This is a genomic window from Burkholderia diffusa, from assembly GCF_001718315.1.
GTDB classification, from domain to species: domain Bacteria; phylum Pseudomonadota; class Gammaproteobacteria; order Burkholderiales; family Burkholderiaceae; genus Burkholderia; species Burkholderia diffusa_B.
The window spans coordinates 533,271-549,096 of record NZ_CP013364.1 but is presented as its reverse complement, the minus strand read 5'-3'; the positions used below and the strand labels follow the sequence as shown (position 1 = coordinate 549,096).

15 protein-coding genes and 1 pseudogene are annotated in these 15,826 nt (G+C 66.2%); 11 read left to right on the top strand and 5 right to left on the bottom strand.

Annotated features, from left to right (window positions below):
* Nucleotides 1–19: 19 nt before the first annotated feature.
* The 11 genes and pseudogenes from WI26_RS29125 (at nt 20) to WI26_RS29080 (ending at nt 10,508) form a co-directional block, all read left to right on the top strand.
* Entirely contained in the window at nt 20–1,966 is a 1,947-nt protein-coding gene (locus WI26_RS29125; RefSeq protein ID WP_069228139.1) for a type II and III secretion system protein family protein, read from the top strand.
* Nucleotides 1,967–1,986: 20 nt separating this feature from the next.
* Nucleotides 1,987–2,286, top strand: coding sequence for a hypothetical protein (locus tag WI26_RS29120; RefSeq protein ID WP_059539255.1), 300 nt, complete (start codon nt 1,987–1,989; stop codon nt 2,284–2,286).
* A 25-nt stretch (nt 2,287–2,311) separates the two neighbouring features.
* Entirely contained in the window at nt 2,312–3,583 is a 1,272-nt protein-coding gene (locus WI26_RS29115; protein WP_069228138.1) for a pilus assembly protein TadG-related protein, read from the top strand.
* A gap of 13 nt (nt 3,584–3,596) precedes the next feature.
* Nucleotides 3,597–4,130 carry a TadE/TadG family type IV pilus assembly protein gene (locus tag WI26_RS29110; protein ID WP_059539257.1) on the top strand — a complete coding sequence of 178 codons (534 nt, stop codon included), beginning with the start codon at nt 3,597–3,599 and terminating at the stop codon, nt 4,128–4,130.
* Nucleotides 4,127–4,570, top strand: coding sequence for a TadE/TadG family type IV pilus assembly protein (locus WI26_RS29105; protein WP_059539258.1), 444 nt, complete (start codon nt 4,127–4,129; stop codon nt 4,568–4,570). The genes WI26_RS29110 and WI26_RS29105 overlap by 4 nt, the downstream gene beginning before the upstream one ends.
* A gap of 21 nt (nt 4,571–4,591) precedes the next feature.
* Nucleotides 4,592–5,800 (top strand): AAA family ATPase, encoded by a 1,209-nt coding sequence (locus WI26_RS29100; RefSeq protein WP_059539259.1) that lies wholly within the window; start codon nt 4,592–4,594, stop codon nt 5,798–5,800.
* A 19-nt stretch (nt 5,801–5,819) separates the two neighbouring features.
* Entirely contained in the window at nt 5,820–7,187 is a 1,368-nt protein-coding gene (locus WI26_RS29095) for a CpaF family protein (protein WP_069228137.1), read from the top strand.
* A 31-nt stretch (nt 7,188–7,218) separates the two neighbouring features.
* The gene (locus WI26_RS29090; RefSeq protein WP_059539261.1) at nt 7,219–8,196 is read left to right on the top strand and encodes a type II secretion system F family protein; all 978 of its coding nucleotides are present in this window, start codon (nt 7,219–7,221) and stop codon (nt 8,194–8,196) included.
* Nucleotides 8,197–8,234: 38 nt separating this feature from the next.
* Nucleotides 8,235–8,354: pseudogene (locus WI26_RS33185) on the top strand (type II secretion system F family protein); the annotation flags it as partial.
* Between the two features lie 896 nt (nt 8,355–9,250).
* Entirely contained in the window at nt 9,251–9,394 is a 144-nt protein-coding gene (locus WI26_RS32825) for a hypothetical protein (RefSeq protein ID WP_167359276.1), read from the top strand.
* A 94-nt stretch (nt 9,395–9,488) separates the two neighbouring features.
* Nucleotides 9,489–10,508, top strand: coding sequence for a helix-turn-helix transcriptional regulator (locus tag WI26_RS29080; RefSeq protein WP_059543228.1), 1,020 nt, complete (start codon nt 9,489–9,491; stop codon nt 10,506–10,508).
* Between the two features lie 63 nt (nt 10,509–10,571).
* Here WI26_RS29080 and WI26_RS29075 read toward each other — a convergent pair whose 3' ends face one another.
* The 5 genes from WI26_RS29075 to WI26_RS29055 form a co-directional block, all read right to left on the bottom strand.
* The gene (locus tag WI26_RS29075; protein WP_069228364.1) at nt 10,572–11,528 is read right to left on the bottom strand and encodes a SphA family protein; all 957 of its coding nucleotides are present in this window, start codon (nt 11,526–11,528) and stop codon (nt 10,572–10,574) included.
* Nucleotides 11,529–11,573: 45 nt separating this feature from the next.
* Nucleotides 11,574–12,092 (bottom strand): flavin reductase family protein, encoded by a 519-nt coding sequence (locus WI26_RS29070; RefSeq protein WP_059543240.1) that lies wholly within the window; start codon nt 12,090–12,092, stop codon nt 11,574–11,576.
* 5 nt (nt 12,093–12,097) lie between these two features.
* A complete protein-coding gene (locus WI26_RS29065; protein ID WP_069228135.1) occupies nt 12,098–13,336 on the bottom strand; it encodes a styrene monooxygenase/indole monooxygenase family protein in 1,239 nt (412 codons plus the stop codon).
* Between the two features lie 64 nt (nt 13,337–13,400).
* Nucleotides 13,401–14,189 (bottom strand): SDR family oxidoreductase, encoded by a 789-nt coding sequence (locus tag WI26_RS29060; RefSeq protein WP_069228134.1) that lies wholly within the window; start codon nt 14,187–14,189, stop codon nt 13,401–13,403.
* 67 nt (nt 14,190–14,256) lie between these two features.
* Nucleotides 14,257–15,486: a dienelactone hydrolase family protein gene (locus WI26_RS29055; protein WP_069228133.1), complete on the bottom strand. Its 1,230-nt coding sequence runs from the start codon at nt 15,484–15,486 to the stop codon at nt 14,257–14,259.
* Between the last annotated feature and the right edge of the window lie 340 nt (nt 15,487–15,826).

Sequence of the window (15,826 nt, the reverse complement as noted above, 5' to 3'; positions counted from 1 at the left end):
ACTCGGGGGATCAGACGAAATGAAGATCAATCCGCAACATTCAGGTACCGGCCCGGTGCGCACGCGCATCGCACGGGGCACGATGATGGCCGCGATCCTGTGTACGGGGTGGCTGACGGTGTACAGCGCGCTGGCCCAGGAAGGCGCGGAATCGGCTGCGCTGATGAAGGGCGGCGCGAGCGCACCGGCTGCCGTCTCCAAGGGGCCGATGCAGATGACGATCAGCATGGCGCCGGCGCCTGCCGCCGCGCCTGCCGCATCGGCGGGCCCGCTGCGCGGACCGAATTGCGTGGGCGCGGTGCGCGAGTCGACCAGTGTCAGCGTGCCGCTCGGCAAGTCGCTGCTGGTGCCGATGCCGGAGCCGGTGCGCAACCGGACCATCGGCAACCCGGCCGTCGCACAGGCGACGATGGTGTCGCCGCAGACGCTCTACATCCTCGGGCTGTCGGTCGGCACGACCAACATGATCGTGCAGGGCCGCAGCGGCGCATGCCGCGTGATCGACGTGGCGGTCGGCGCAGACGCCGGCGGCCTGCAGGCGTCGCTGATGCAGCTGATGCCGAACGAGCGCGACATTCACGTATCGACCGCCGCCGGCACGATCGTGCTGGCGGGCACCGTGTCGAACTCGCAGGCCGCGCAGCAGGCAGTGCAGATCGCCCGGGCATACGGCGACAGCGCCGGCGAGGGCGGCGGAAAGAGCGCAGGCGTGCTGAACATGCTGGCCGTCACGTCGCCGCAGCAGGTGATGCTCGAGGTGAAGGTCGCGGAAGTGTCGAAGACGCTGATCAATCAGATGGGCAGCGCATTCAACATCCAGGGCGGCTTCGGTTCGTGGAGCGGCGCGCTCGTCAGCAACCTGCTCGCGGGTGTCGCGAGCGGCGCGGTGTTCAACAAGGCGAACAACAAGCCGTTCAGCATCGCGGCCGATGCGCAGAACACCGACAACCTCGTCAAGATCCTCGCGGAGCCGAACCTCGTGACGATCAGCGGCCAGGAAGCGACGTTCCTCGCCGGCGGCAAGATCTTCATCCCGGTTCCGCAAAGCAGCGGGACGGGGACGTCGTCGATCACGCTGCAGGAAGAGGAGTTCGGCGTCGCGCTGAAGTTCACGCCGACGGTGCTCGGGAATGGCCGGATCAGCCTGAAGGTCGCGCCGGAAGTGTCGGAGCTGTCGCAGACGGGCGTCACGCTGAGCGCGACCAACATCGGCGGCACCTCGATCCTGCCGTTGATCACGACCCGGCGCGCATCGACCACGGTCCAGATGGGCGACGGCGAATCGTTCGCGATCGGCGGGCTGATCAAGGACAACGCGAGCGGTGCGCTGAAGGCGATTCCCGGTGTGGGCGAAGTGCCGGTGCTCGGCGCGCTGTTCCGTAGCACGTCGTTCCAGCAGGACCGCACCGAGCTGATCTTCGTGATCACGCCGCACCTGGTGAAGCCGCTGCAGACCGCCGACGTGCCGTTGCCGACCGACAGCTTCTCGAAGCCCAACGAAGCCGACGTGTATGCGACCGGCAACATGGAAGGCCGCAAGGGTGTCCGCAAGCCTGGCGCACAACCGGCGGATGGGGCGATGAATGCACCGCAGACGCCGGCACCTGCTCCCGCGCCGCAGTCGGCCGCACCGGCCGCTGCGCTGCCCGCACCGCGTGCGCCGCAGCCTGCCGAAGCACCGGCACCGGTGCCGGCGCAGCCCGAAAAGCCGGCGGCTGCTGCGGCCGCGGCAGCAGGGGCGGTGAACGCCGAACCGGCGCCTGCCGCGCAGCCGCAATCGCAATCGCACGCCGACGCGGCCAGCGCGGCACGGATCGCGCGCATCGAAGCGACTGCCGCGCGTCTCGCGGCGGCCGGCTCCGACACACCGGCAAAACCCGCACCGCGTTCGAAGCACAGTCTGCCGGCCGCCACCCGCGCGCAGATCGCGCGGGCGAATGCCGAACCCGCGTCCACCGATCGTTGAAGCCATCCAAGGGGAAGCTCATGAAATCCGCCTACCTCGTATTCGCGCGCCGCGCGGCGCTCGCCGTCCCGCTCGCATTCGCGCTCGCCGGCTGCATGTCGTCGACGCCGGTGTGGGACAGCCGCTTCGGCGACTCGGTCCGCGCCGTCACGCAAGCCCAGATCATCGATCCGCATGCCGCAGAACACGCGGCCTCGCGCCAGGGCGTCGACGGCAGCGCCGCCGCGTCCGCGCTCGACAACTACGACAAGTCGTTCAAGCAGCCCGAGCCGAAAGCCAATGCATTCGTGATCGGGATCGGCAAGTCGTCGGGGCAATAACACAGGCACGCTCAGGGAGAACGCCATGTCCAGCGCAGCTCGTCATCCGAAACTCACGCGTCGCGGCATGCATCGCCAGCAAGGTGCCGTCGCGATCATCGTCGGTCTCGCACTGGCGGTGATGATCGGGTTCGTCGGTCTCGCGCTGGACCTCGGCAAGCTGTACGTCACGCGCAGCGAACTTCAGAACAGCGCCGACTCATGCGCGCTGTCCGCTGCGCGCGACCTCACGTCGGCCATCAGCCTGCAGGTCGCGGAAGCGGACGGCATTGCCGCCGGCCACTCGAATTTCGCGTTCTTTCAGCAGAACGCTGTGCAGATGCAGACGGATTCGAACGTCACGTTCAGCGATTCGCTGACCAATCCGTTCCTGACGAAGACGGCGGTTGCCACGCCGGCGAACATCAAGTACGTGAAGTGCACGGCGCAGTTGAGCAACATCGCGCACTGGTTCATCGAGGTACTCAACACGATCCCGGGCGTGCAGGTCGCGAACGCGGCACAGGTCTCGGCGAGCGCGATCGCGACGGTGGGCGCCGGGCAGACCACCTGTGCGATCCCGGTGTTCGTGTGCCGGGCGGCAGCCGCCGCGCCGTACAAGGTCGGCGACTGGATCTCGTCGCCTTCCGGCTCGTCGACGACATACGGGCCCGGCAACTTCGGCTGGGCCGCGCTCGACGGTTCGACGAACGAGACGACCATCGCCAGCGAATTGTCCGGCAATACCTGCAACATCACGTCGCCGCCCGACCTCGGTTCGACGGGCCTGAAGTCGGCGTCGCTGCGCGCCTGGAACACACGGTTCGGCATCTATTCGAACGGCGCCAACGGCTCGAGCGGCCAGCCGGACTTCACCGGCTATGCGTACGTCGGCCCCAACTACGGGCCGCCGGGAACCGCCGGCATCGTCGGCGACGCGTACACGCAGTTCGTGCTCGATCGCGCCAGCTTCAAGGCCTACCAGGGCGATGGCGCGCCACCGGCCGGCAGCGGCATCGCGACCAACGGGACGGTGACGGCGAGCAATTATCAGACGTTCGGCGGTGATCGCCGGGTCGCGCTCGCACCCGAAGGCGATTGCTCGACGCTGTCGGGAAGCAGCGGCAAGGTGCACGTCACGCAATGGGACTGCGTGCTGATGCTCGATCCGCTGCCGTTCAGCCCCGGCGCGGGCGGGGTCGTGGCGCATCTCGAATACCTCGGCTCGACGGCATCCGGCACCACGCCGTGTGCGACGCACGGCCTGCCTGGCAGTGGCAGCTCGGCCGGCATCAAGGTCCCGATGCTCGTTCAATAGAGGAGACGCGATCATGAAAAGGCTCCCGATTCGCCGGTCACGCATGCGCGGTGTCGCCGCTGTCGAATTCGCGCTCGTGCTGATGCCGATGATCGTGCTCGCGACCGGCGTGGCCGAGTTCGGCCGCGCGATCTACCAGTACGAGACCCTCACCAAGGCGACGCGCAACGCGGCGCGCTATCTGTCGGTCTTCTTGCCGACCGACAGCGCGTATCCGCTCGCCCAGGCGCAGTGCCTCGTCGTGTACGGCAGCACCACGTGCGGCTCGGCCGGCACCGAGCTGGTGCCGGGGCTCACGACGTCGATGGTGATCGTCTGCGACGCCGCGCATACGCCTGATTGCGCCGATGCGTCCGACCCGCCGCAGTTCGCCAACCTGCCGACGTACGACTCGACCAACAACGCGGCGAGCGGCACGGCGACAGGCAGCATCAACGTCGTTGAGGTGAAGGTAAAGGGCTACCAGTACCAGCCGATTCCGGCCTACCCTGGGCTGTCCTCGATCACCTTCGGCAATATCGTCACCGTGATGAGGCAGGTGTCATGAACGCGCGCCCCTTCCCGCTGTCGCGCCGTCGCGGCCAACGCGGCGCGACGATCGTCGAGTTCGCGCTGATCGCGTCGATCCTGATCATGCTGCTGATCGGCATCTTCGAATTCGGGCGCGTGCTGTTTTACTGGAACACCGCGACCGAAGCCATCCGGCTCGGCGCACGCACGGCGATCGTCTGCGACGTGAACGCCGCCGGCGTCGTGAAGCGCGTGAAGTCGCTGATGCCGATGCTGTCGAACGCGAACGTGTCGGTGAGCTACATCCCGTCAGGCTGCGACGTAAGTTCCTGCTCGTTCGTCACCGTCAGCATCACCAACGTCACGGTCAAGACGATGATTCCGATCGCGAACATGACGATCAGGATGCCGCCGTTCACCACGACGCTGTCGCGGGAAAGCCTGAATTCATCGACCGGCGGCACCGCCTGTCAATAATCGAACCGACGAGGCACAGCCATGATCAATATCCTCGTAGCTGCCGACGATACCGCCCGGCTCACGCAGATCGCGCGGCTGGTCACCGACAGCGGACACTATCGTGTGACACGCGCACATGGACGGCCGTCCCAGATCGAGCATCGAACGGACGGACTCGATTCATTCGATATCCTGCTGATCGACGGCGCGACGAGCGATGCGGCCGAGCTGTCGGCGCTCGAGCGGCTCTGCCGGCTGCATCCGGGGCTGACCTGCATCCTGGTGACGGCCGATGCGGCGCCGAACGTGCTGCTGGACGCGATGCGCGCCGGCGCGCGCGACGTGCTGCAGTGGCCGCTCGATCCCGCGGCGCTGACCCGTGCGCTCGAGCGTGCCGCCGCGCAAAGCACGCGGCGAGACGGCGACGATACGCGCTTCGTATCGTTCATGTCGTGCAAGGGCGGTGCGGGCACGAGCTTCGCCGCGAGCAACGTCGCGTACGAGATCGCCGAAACCCACAAGCGCCGCGTGCTGCTGGTCGATCTGAACCAGCAGTTCGCGGATGCCGCGTTCCTCGTCAGCGACGAGACGCCACCGTCGACGCTGCCGCAGCTGTGCGCGCAGCTCGAGCGACTCGACGGCGCGTTTCTCGACGCGAGCGTCGCGCACGTGACGCCGACCTTTCACGTGCTGGCGGGCGCGGGCGACCCGGTCAAGGCTGCGGAGATGCGCGAGGATGCGCTCGAATGGATCCTTGGCGTCGCGGCGCCGCGCTACGACTTCGTGATCGTCGACATCGGCGTGAGCATCAATCCGCTGTCGATGATCGCGCTCGATCGCAGCGACCAGATCCAGCTCGTGCTGCAGCCGGCGATGCCGCACGTGCGCGCGGGCCGCCGGCTGCTGGAGATTCTCGTGTCGCTCGGCTACCCGACCGACCAGATGCGGCTGATGGTGAACCGGATGACGCGCGCGAGCGAACGGTCCCGCACCGCGCTCGAGGAAGTGCTGGGCCTGCACGCGAGCAGCACGATACCCGACGACGCCGACACCGTGCGCGAGGCGCTCGACCAGGGGCATCCGGTCTCGCGCGTCGCGCGCAGCGCCGCGGTTACGCGTGCGCTGCAGGCCTGTGCGAAGCAGATCGTCGAGGGGGACGTGCGCACCCGGCACGACACGTCCAGCAGCGAACCGTTGATGTCACGGCTGTTCGGCCGAAAGGCCACGCCGAAGCTCAAGTCCATGTAAATCTTTCGGGGAAACCATCATGTCATTGCGCGAACAGATGTCCTTGTACCGGACGCAGCCGCAGGCGGCGGGCACCGAACCGGCAGGTGGGACGCATTCGTCGGTGCGCGACGCGTACCAGAAGCTGCGCCGTGAAATTCACCTGGCGGTGCTCGAACGCGTCGAGCTGGAGCGTCTGTCGCGCCTGCCGCAGGAACAGGTCCGGCAGGAAATCGCGGCGCTGATCTCGCGCATCCTCGACGAGGAGCGTCTGCCCGCGAACGACATCGAGCGACGCCAGCTCGTGATCGACGTGTACGACGAAATGTTCGGGTTCGGGCCGCTGGAGGCGCTGCTGCGCGACCCCGGCATCTCCGACATCCTCGTGAACACGTACCGGCAGGTCTACGTCGAGCGCGCGGGCCAGCTCGAGCTCACCGACGTGACCTTCTACGACGATGCGCACCTGATGAAGGTGATCGAGAAGATCGTGTCGCGGGTCGGCCGCCGCATCGACGAATCGACCCCGATGGTCGATGCGCGGCTGCCGGACGGCTCGCGCGTGAACGCGATCATTCCGCCGTCGGCGATCGACGGGCCGCTGATGTCGATCCGGCGTTTCGCGGTCAATCCGCTGAAGATGGACGACCTCGTGAGTTATCAGAGCCTCACGCCGCCGATGGCGGAGCTGCTCGATGCGCTGGCCAGGGCGAAAGTGAACGTGCTCGTGTCGGGCGGGACCGGCAGCGGCAAGACGACGCTGCTCAACATCCTGTCGGGCTTCATCCCGCGATCGGAGCGGATCGTGACCATCGAGGATGCGGCGGAGTTGCAATTGCAGCAGCCGCACGTGCTGCGGCTCGAAACGCGGCCGCCGAACATCGAGGGCAAGGGCGAAATCACGCAACGCACGCTCGTGCGCAACGCGCTGCGGATGCGGCCGGACCGGATCATCCTCGGCGAAGTGCGCGGCGCGGAAGCGCTCGACATGCTCAATGCGATGAACACGGGTCACGAAGGCTCGCTCGCGACGATCCATGCGAACACCCCGCGCGACGCGCTCACGCGGCTCGAGAACATGATCAGCGTCGGCGGCCTGACGCTGCCGCCGAAGACGATGCGCCAGCAGATCGCGTCGGCGATCTCGGTCGTGGTCCAGGCGACGCGCCTCACCGACGGCAAGCGCAAGATCGTCAGCATCCAGGAGCTGACCGGGATGGAAGGCGACATCATCAACATGCAGGAAATCTTCACGTTCAAGCGCACCGGCATGGATCGCGACGGGACGGTGCGCGGACACTTCTGCGCGACAGGCGTGCGGCCGAAGTTCGCCGAGCGGCTGCAGGCGTTCGGCATCGACCTGCCGGATTCACTGTACGACCCGGCGCAACGTTACGAGACGAAGTGACGGCGCGCTCGTCTGATTCCGGGGAGGTCTCATGGACTCGATCTTCTATGGTTTTGTGATTCTCACCTTCGTCGCGGTCGTGCTCGCGATCGAAGGCGTCTATCAATGGTGGAACACGCGCCACGGTGCCGCGGCACGCCGGATCGAGTCGCGCCTGCGCGCGATGTCGGCCGGCGGCAGCGTGCAGCAGGAGCGACTTTCGATTCTCAAGAAGCGGATGCTCGACGAATCGAAGCCGTTCGACCGTCTGTTGCTGCGCGTGCCGCGCGTGCAGTCGGTGGATCTCATGCTGCAGCAATCGGGGCTCGACTGGACGGTGGCGAAGCTCGTTGTGTACAGCGCGGTGTTGCCGGTGACGGCGATGCTCATCCTGCTGTTCACGCCGTTGCCGCTGATCGTCGCGGTGCCGATCGCGCTGCTGACCGCTTGCATGCCGACGATGTACGTGATGCGTCATCGCAGCCGGCGCATGCTCAAGCTCGAGCGCCAGCTGCCGGATGTCTGCGACATGATCGCGCGCGCGCTGCGCTCCGGCCACTCCTTTACGAGCGCGCTCGGGATGGTCGGCGAAGAGTTTCCCGATCCGATGGGCGGTGAATTCCGGATCACGTTCGACGAAATCAATTACGGCGTATCGCTGCACGATGCGCTGGTGAACCTCGCGACGCGCGTGCCGGCCCACGACCTGCGCTACTTCGTGATCGCGGTGCTGATCCAGCGCGAGACCGGCGGCAACCTGGCCGAGCTGCTCGACAGCATCGCATCCCTGGTTCGCGAGCGCTTCAAGCTGTTCGACAAGGTTCGCGTGCTGTCGGCGGAAGGGCGATTGTCGGCCTGGATCCTCGGCCTGCTGCCGTTCGGCACCGCGAGCATGATGGCGTTGTTGAACCGGGAGTTTCTGTCGGTGCTCTGGCAGGATCCTGCCGGCATCAAGATGGTCGGCGTGATGCTGGGATCGATGGCATTCGGCATGCTGTGGATTCGCCGCATCATCCGGATTCGCGTCTGACGCGTGTCTCAGGCTTCACGAACCGATTCGAGGCTGTCATGCAAAACCTGAGCATAGTACATACCGTGATGCTGGCCGGCTTGTTCATTTTCGTCGCCGGCGGCGTGCTGGTCGCGATGCTGCTGTTTGCGCCGCGCAACATGGAGCGCCGGATTCAGCACCATCGTGTCGAGTCGCGCGGCGATCAGTGCGAGCAGCTCCGGCCGCACGGTGATCCGTCCGTCAGGCCCGCTTGCGGCCGACGCACGCAACCAATGCGCGAGCGCGTCGAGCGCCGTGCCGGTGTCGAGCGTGCCGGCGATCGGCCAGAGGCCCGCGCGGCGACGCGGCAGTTGCTTTGCGTTGCCAGCAAACAAGACCATTTCGACGCGCGTGCGATCGAGCGGCCGGCTCAGCGCAGCGTTTGCGCCAGTACAGTTCCAGCAGAACCCGTCCGACCGACGCATCGCCGGTTTGACGACGTGCACGACGATGTCGGCACCGGCTGCCGCACGGTCGCGGGCGATCCGCCAGTGCAGTTGCGGATGTCGCGATCGCAGCCCGGGCAGCCAGTTTTGCGCGTCGCGTTCGTCGATTCCCCACAACCGCAGCGCAACACGAAGTGCGCGTCGGCTGTCGGGCAGGACGCGTGCATTCGATGCATGGTTGCGGTTCGGGTTATCGATGGGTTGGGTCATGGGGTGCAGGCACGAGTGATGGGATGCCGATGGTGTGCCTTCGTCGGGACAAAATGTGTCCCGTTTCGCGTCCTGACGCGAATCGCGTGTCGTGCGGATCTCGGGACGCCGTTTGTCCCGATGCGCGATTAAAGTGGCGGCACGCACGACCGACGGCGTCGCGCGCGTCACTTGCTACCGAACGGAGTTGACGGGGAGGCGCTGGTTGGTTGGGCTTGCCGGTTCGTCATGAACCGGCGATCAGGAGCATGTCGCGGCACGTCGTTCGGTGCTGAAGGTGTCGCCGCGCCCGTTCCGTCGATGCGGCCCGCGTGCTGCCGTGAAGATACGGCGGCGGACCAAATCGATGCCTATACAACGTTTTTCAAGGATGTGCCATGAACGGCTACCCGTCACCGCTCGAAAGTCTTGCAGCGTTTGCCATTGCATTTGCCGCCGGCGTCTTGTCGACAGCCCTGCTCGCCAAATACGTCGACAAGGTTCATGCCGACGCACGGCGTATGGCCGTCGAAGCCCGTTGAGGTTCGATCGGTTGATCGGAGCGTCGGGTTCAAGAAATCGGGTCGGTTGCCGTTAACCCGTAACGTTCCTTTTGCCACGCGCCGGAATCGCCCCATGCCAGACCTCGATCGCGACATCATGCGCCTGCTGCCCGACGCCGGCGCGCAGGCAGACTACGTCAGCACGCCGGACCTGTATGAACGGATGCAGGAGACCGTACCCGATCTTCCGTCGATCAAGACCGTGCACCGCCGACTCACGGAACTCGAAGCACGCGGCCTCGTCGAGACCGACCGGCGAGGCACGGCATCGGTGTGGCGCCGCAAGGACGGTGCGAGCGGCATGGCGGCGAAGGCCGGTTCGATCATGAGCTTCGACGAGGCGCTGGCCTTGCAGACGTTGCGGCGGTTCTCGTCCCGGCAAATTCCGGGACTCGTCGCCGATTCGATCTCCGCGCTCTTCAAGATCGCCGACGCGCGCCTCGAACGGCCTGTCAGCGAGTCGGAGCGCAAGTACGCGCGCTGGACCGGCAAGGTCGCCGTCGAGAGCGGCGGTTTTTCGCTGCACTATCCGCCCATCGACCGGAAGATCTTCGCGGCGGTTTCGCGCGCGCTGTTCGAGGAACGCAAGTTGCAGATCGTGTACCGGCCGCGCCACAACGCCGACAACGAGACGCCGAAGATCGTGCTGCCGCTCGGCCTCGTCGAAGTCGGCGGCCTCGTCTACATGGTCGGCGCCACCGAAGGCAAGCCGGAGCCGACGCTGTACCGGATGGACCGGCTCTCGCGCGCCGATGCGATGCTCGAATCGTTCGTCTATCCGGCGTCGTTCTCGCTCGAGGTCTACGTGAAGCGGCAGCGCCGCTTCGACTTCATGGTCGACAAGGAAGTGAAGCTGTCGCTCAAGTTCGTCAATCAGGCAGGCGACCATCTGCTCGAGGCGCCGCTGTCGCTCGACCAGACGACACGCCGCACCGACGATGCACTGTTCGTGCAGGGCACCGCGATGCTGAGCCAGCGGCTGCGCTGGTGGATCCGGTCGTTCGGGCCTAACGTCGAGGTGCTCGGACCGGCGAGCCTGCGTGCCGAGCTGGCGGCCGAAGCGGCCGCGCTCGCGCGGATCTACGGCGTGTGACGGGCGGGGCATGGCACAAGTCTTTCCGGATGGCTGGGACGCATTGGCCGCTGGGTTTGCTTCTTACCGAAAGTGATGCACGTACCGCAGCACCATCCGCGAACCCTGCGGCCGGTTACGCGCATGGACCTCGAAATACGCGTTGAATATCAGGTGATCCTGCGGCGAGAAGCTCACCATCGCGCCGGGCCCGATCCCCAGCACGGCTTCCCGCGTGCCGGACACCTCCTGCCCGTTCACCTTCATGTCGGTGGTCTGGCGCAGCCAGTAGCCGTTGAGGCCCAGCCGCAGCCCGGGCCGGACTTCATACTCGGTCGCGAAGTTCGCATGAACGGCCTGGCCTGCCTGCGTCGACGTCACGTCCGGCCCGAGCGCGGTTGCCGGCTCGTGATTGGTCGCATTCCACAGATAGTGCAGGCGCCACGACACGGTCCATTTCGGCGTGATCCACAATGTCGCGGCCCAGTATGGATCGAACGACCAGAAATGGCTGCCCGGATTGACCGCGCGTGCCGGATCGTATGCACCGGTCGGCGCGATGAACTGGAACTCCAGCCGCTGCGCGAAGCGCGGGCCTTGCGCGCCCATCACCGGATCGAACTGGATGAACGGGCCGACCAGCAGGTCGCCGAACCCTGAACGCGAATTCAGCGCGACGTTGCCGATTCCGTCGTTCGTATGCACGGAGGCCACCCACGGCAGGATCACGTCGAGCCCCGGGTGCATGCCGCCGAACGTCATCGGCGACTGGTAGACGAGCTGGCTCAGGCCCGCGAACAGGTCGATGTCCTGCTTCGGCAGCCCGACCTTGTTGCCGGCATTGTCGTTGACGCGCCCGGCCGTGTAGTACTCGAGATATTGCGTGCCGTACCAGCCGGAGCCGGCCGGCGGCATCCCGTCGAGGAAGCTGGTCATCCCGAGATTGACCGACGGAAGATCGGTCGCGTGCGCCGGTGCGTGCCCGGCCAGGCCGACGAACACGAGGCCTGCGATCGCAAGCAGACGAGAGCGGAATTTCATCACCACCACCTCCTGTGTATTTATTTGTATAACTAATCAAACGGCTCAAGAAAGATCGGGATGTGCGGAGATCGCGCGATACTGGCCCGCATGGAATACGAGCGGCGCCTTTCCGAACGTAGCGAACTGCTCGATCTGCCCGATGAACAGCAGATGGTCCCCGCCTTCGTAATGGCCCACGTTGCGGCACACGAAACGCGCGCTCGCGCCGTCGAGACAGGGCACGCCGCCCGCATCGGCGTCCACGTGCGGCACGCCGTCGAACTTGTCGGCGTGGGGTGTCGCGAAGCGGCGCGACAGCTCGATCTGGTCGTGCGCGAGGATATTGATCGCGAAGTGCGTGGCTGCGACGAAGTCCGGACGACTCGGGGCGACCTTGCGCAGGCTCCACAGAACAAGCGGTGGGTCCAGCGACAGTGAAGAGAACGAATTGGCGGTGAGGCCGACCTTGCGCCCGTCCGGCGAACACGTCGTGATCACGGTGACGCCGGTCGGAAACTGGCCGAACGCGGCGCGCAGTTGCTGCGGATCGACGGCCGGATTGCAGGTAGCGGTGGTGTCCATGTAGCTTACTCCGAACGTGCGGCGTGTTCGCGGATCATCGCCGCGCAGGCCGATGGGTCGAACCACCACGGCGCGAACTGGCGCGGATCGTCGAAGCCATTGACGAGTGTCGCGGCGAGCGATGGCAACCGGCCGGCGGCACCAAGCAGCTCGAGAACGTGCGGCGGCGGCGGGGCGAGTAACGAGTTGGTCCAGCGCACGACGTGCTGCGCGTAAGCCCAGTAGCGTTCGAACGTGCCGTGCATCCAGTCTTCGTCGAACGGCTCGGCTTCGCGCGCGAGGATTGCGTCGCCGTATACCTTCGCGCATTTGGCCGCATTGTTCGAACCCTGGCCGGTGATCGGATCGTTGACGACCACCGCATCGGCCATGCCGAACACCGTGCGGCCCGACGGCAGGCGGAAGAAGGGCTTGCGCACGGTCGGCGTGAAGCGCCCGGACAGCGTTCCGTTCGGATCGGTGAGCGCGACGTCGCGGCAGCGCTCGAATTCCCATGGCACGTACTGCTGCAGGAACGACAGGCTGCGGTCGAGATGCTGCTCGGGCGTCTTCACGTCGGCCCAGCAGTCGAGCGGACCGCCGGGGATTCCTTCGAACACCATGATTTCGCACGGGCCGGTAGTCGTCAGTGCGGGAAACACGAAGTATTCGCCGATACCGGGCAGGAGGTTGAAGCGCACGCGCGAATACGGCTGGCTCGGCGTCATGCCTTTCACGTAGGTAAGGGCAAGCGCGCGTTGCGGACGTTCGAATGCGCTGCGCGCGTCGTCGCGGCCCAGCAGGTTCACGATTTCGCCCTTGCCGGCCGCGAGCAGTACGAGATCGTGGCTGCGCGCGAGGTCTTCGAGCTCCGGCACGCCGACGTCGCAGATGCGCACGTCCGCGCCACGGCGCCGAATCGCGTCGAGCCAGTCGGCCATCTTCACGCGCTGGTCGACCGATTGCGCGTAGCGGGTCAGCCGCGACGACCAGTCGATCGCCTTGCGGCCGTTGCCTTCCGGATGCGGCACCGCGATGCCGATGCCCTCGACGGACGGGCATGCTTCTTCCCAGGTGTTCAGGCCGAGATCGCGTTCGATCTGCAGCGCGGTGTGGAACATGCACTGGCTCGACATGACCTTGCCCGTGCGAATCTGTTCCGCGTCGCGATTGGTCGCAAGTGTGACGTGATATCCCTGGTCGAGAAGCGTGAAGCCGAGTTGCAGGCCGGACTGGCCGGCGCCGACGATAGCGATGCGTTTCATGATCAAATCCTTTGTATAACGAACTAAATGCGGCGAAGTATGGGCAAAAAGAGAGTCATGACGATTATTCGGCCAGCCTTGGAATCGCCGGCGCCGCCTGCTCCGGGCCCATCGCGGAGTAGCCGCCGTCCACCGCGTAGTCGGCGCCCGTCACGAAGCTCGCCGCGTCGCTGCACAGGAATGTGACGACCTGCGCGACTTCCGACGGATCGCCCACGCGGCCGAGCAGATGAAACGGCGCGGCGACGCGATCGGTCTTCGCGCGGTCGCCGTGCGTTAGCTCGTCCATCACGCGCGACCACGTCCATCCCGGCGACACCGAGTTGACGCGAATCCGGTCTGCGGCGAGATCCATCGCCATGTTGCGCGTGAGCTGGCGCATCGCGGCCTTCGAGGTCGGATAGAGCCAGCGACCGGTCTGGGCGCATTGCGCGGAAATCGAACTGAAGTTGACGATCGCGCCGCCGCCGCGCCGCGTCAGATACGGATGAACGGCCTTGACCAGCATCGCGGCCGACACGACGTTGACGTCCATCGCTGCGAGCCAGTCGTTGCGCGTGGCCTGGATCCCGTTGTCGACGTAGCTGCAGGCCAGGTTGATCAGCAAATCAATCGCGCCGAAACGTTCGGCGACAGCCGATACCGCGCGGTCGATCGCGCGGTCGTCGGTGATGTCGGTTGCGATGAACATCCCGCGTTCGCCGAGCGTGTCGGCGACGCGCACGCCATTTTCCGCATCGAGATCGAGGATAGCGACGCACGCGCCGGCGCGGCTCAGATCCTGCGCGACGGCGGCGCCGATCAGCGTGGCGCCGCCGGTGACGATCGCGACTTTGCCAGCAAGGGAAGTCATGGGGTATCTCCTGGAATGATTGAGTGACGGCGGCGCGCGTTCGGCGCGCCGCCCGCGTATCCGCCGATCACGCGCTCTCGTGCCAGCGCTGCATCAGCCGGTTCGACGGCACGGTTTCATCGAGCAGCTTGCGCGCCGTTTCGACGCCCGCGACGGGCAGCCCGGCCGCGTCGAGCAGGCCGATCTGCACGAGCACACTCGCCTGGTCCCAGTAGATATGTTCGTGATACAGCTTGTCGCCGCGGAACTTGACGATCGCGACGAGCGGAATCTCGACGCGCTTGCCGGTCGGCGCGACGCCGGGCAGCATCCAGTCGATCTCGGTCGTGTGCGTGAAGCAGAACAGCAGTTCGTCAACGATCTGGCTCGCGCCGACCGTGCGCGAGATCGGCGTGATCGTCGTGTCCGGCGGGTTTGCATGCACGAAGTGATGCGTATAGAAACGCTTGAGCTCGTCGTAGCCGACGCCGCCCGTGAGCGTCGGAATATGGTTCACGTAAGGCTGCGCGACCATCGTCGCCATCGTGGCGTCGACATTGCGCGTGTCGAACTCGTGCCGGATGTGCTCTTCCCACAGGGCGGACAGATCGTAGTGCGGTCCGAGCGCCGCGCGGAACGCGGCGATTGCGCGCTGGTGCGCCATGACCGCGGCCGCCTTGTCGAAATGATCGCCGCCGACGCGCGCGAATGCATGATCGACACCCGGGTAGACGTACACTTCGACGCCGTCGCGGCCGGCCAATGCGGTGGCGATGCGCTGCTGCGCGTCGGGCGGGCAGAAGCGGTCCTGCGCGGCGATCTGCAGCACGAGCCGGCCGTGCAGATGGGCGGCTTCGTCGAGCGCGTGCTCGATGCCCACGCCGTAGTAACTGACGGCGGTGGCCACGTCCGGCAGCCGGCACGCGGCGAGATATGCGAGCTTGCCGCCCAGGCAGTAGCCGAGCACGCCGGCCCGGCCGGTGCATTCCGGTCGTTGCGTCAGCACGGCCAGCGCGGCGGCGATGTCCTCGACGCCCTTGTTTTCGTCGTACTCGCGGTACAGCGTCATCGCGCGGTCGAAGTCGGCTGCGGTGTAACCGAGTTCGACGCCTGGGGCCTGGCGCCAGAACAGGTCGGGCACGAGCACCGTGTAGCCTTCCTCGGCGTAGTAATCGGCCACGTCGCGCATCGTCGCGTTCGCGCCGAAGATCTCGTGACACAGCACGATGCCCGGCCCCGCGCCGCCGGCCGGCGTGCTCAGGTATGCGCGAAACGTCCCGCCGTCCGCCGACGGGATCTCGATGTGTCGTCCTTGCATGCGTCCCTCCATTCTGTTCGTGACTGGCATGGGCCCAGTATTGGCGGACGAAACGTGCGCTTCTATCCGCTTTCTTCGGCCGGTATCCGCGAATTCCGGAAACCTGCGGGTCGATCTGCCGCGCCGGGGCCGGAACGCGGCGCACTGCGGGTATGTGCGGATGCGGAAGTTCCGCACAGTTTTCTACGATGCGCGAACGGTCCGCTTCTTGCGTGATGTGCGCAGGGCTTGCGTAGTGTAACGAGGTGGACTGTCCGGATACTCCGAAGGCTATCCGGATCGTGCGACGGGATTCCCCGGAATCGGGAACGCGTGCACGGCGCAGGTGCGATCGAGCACG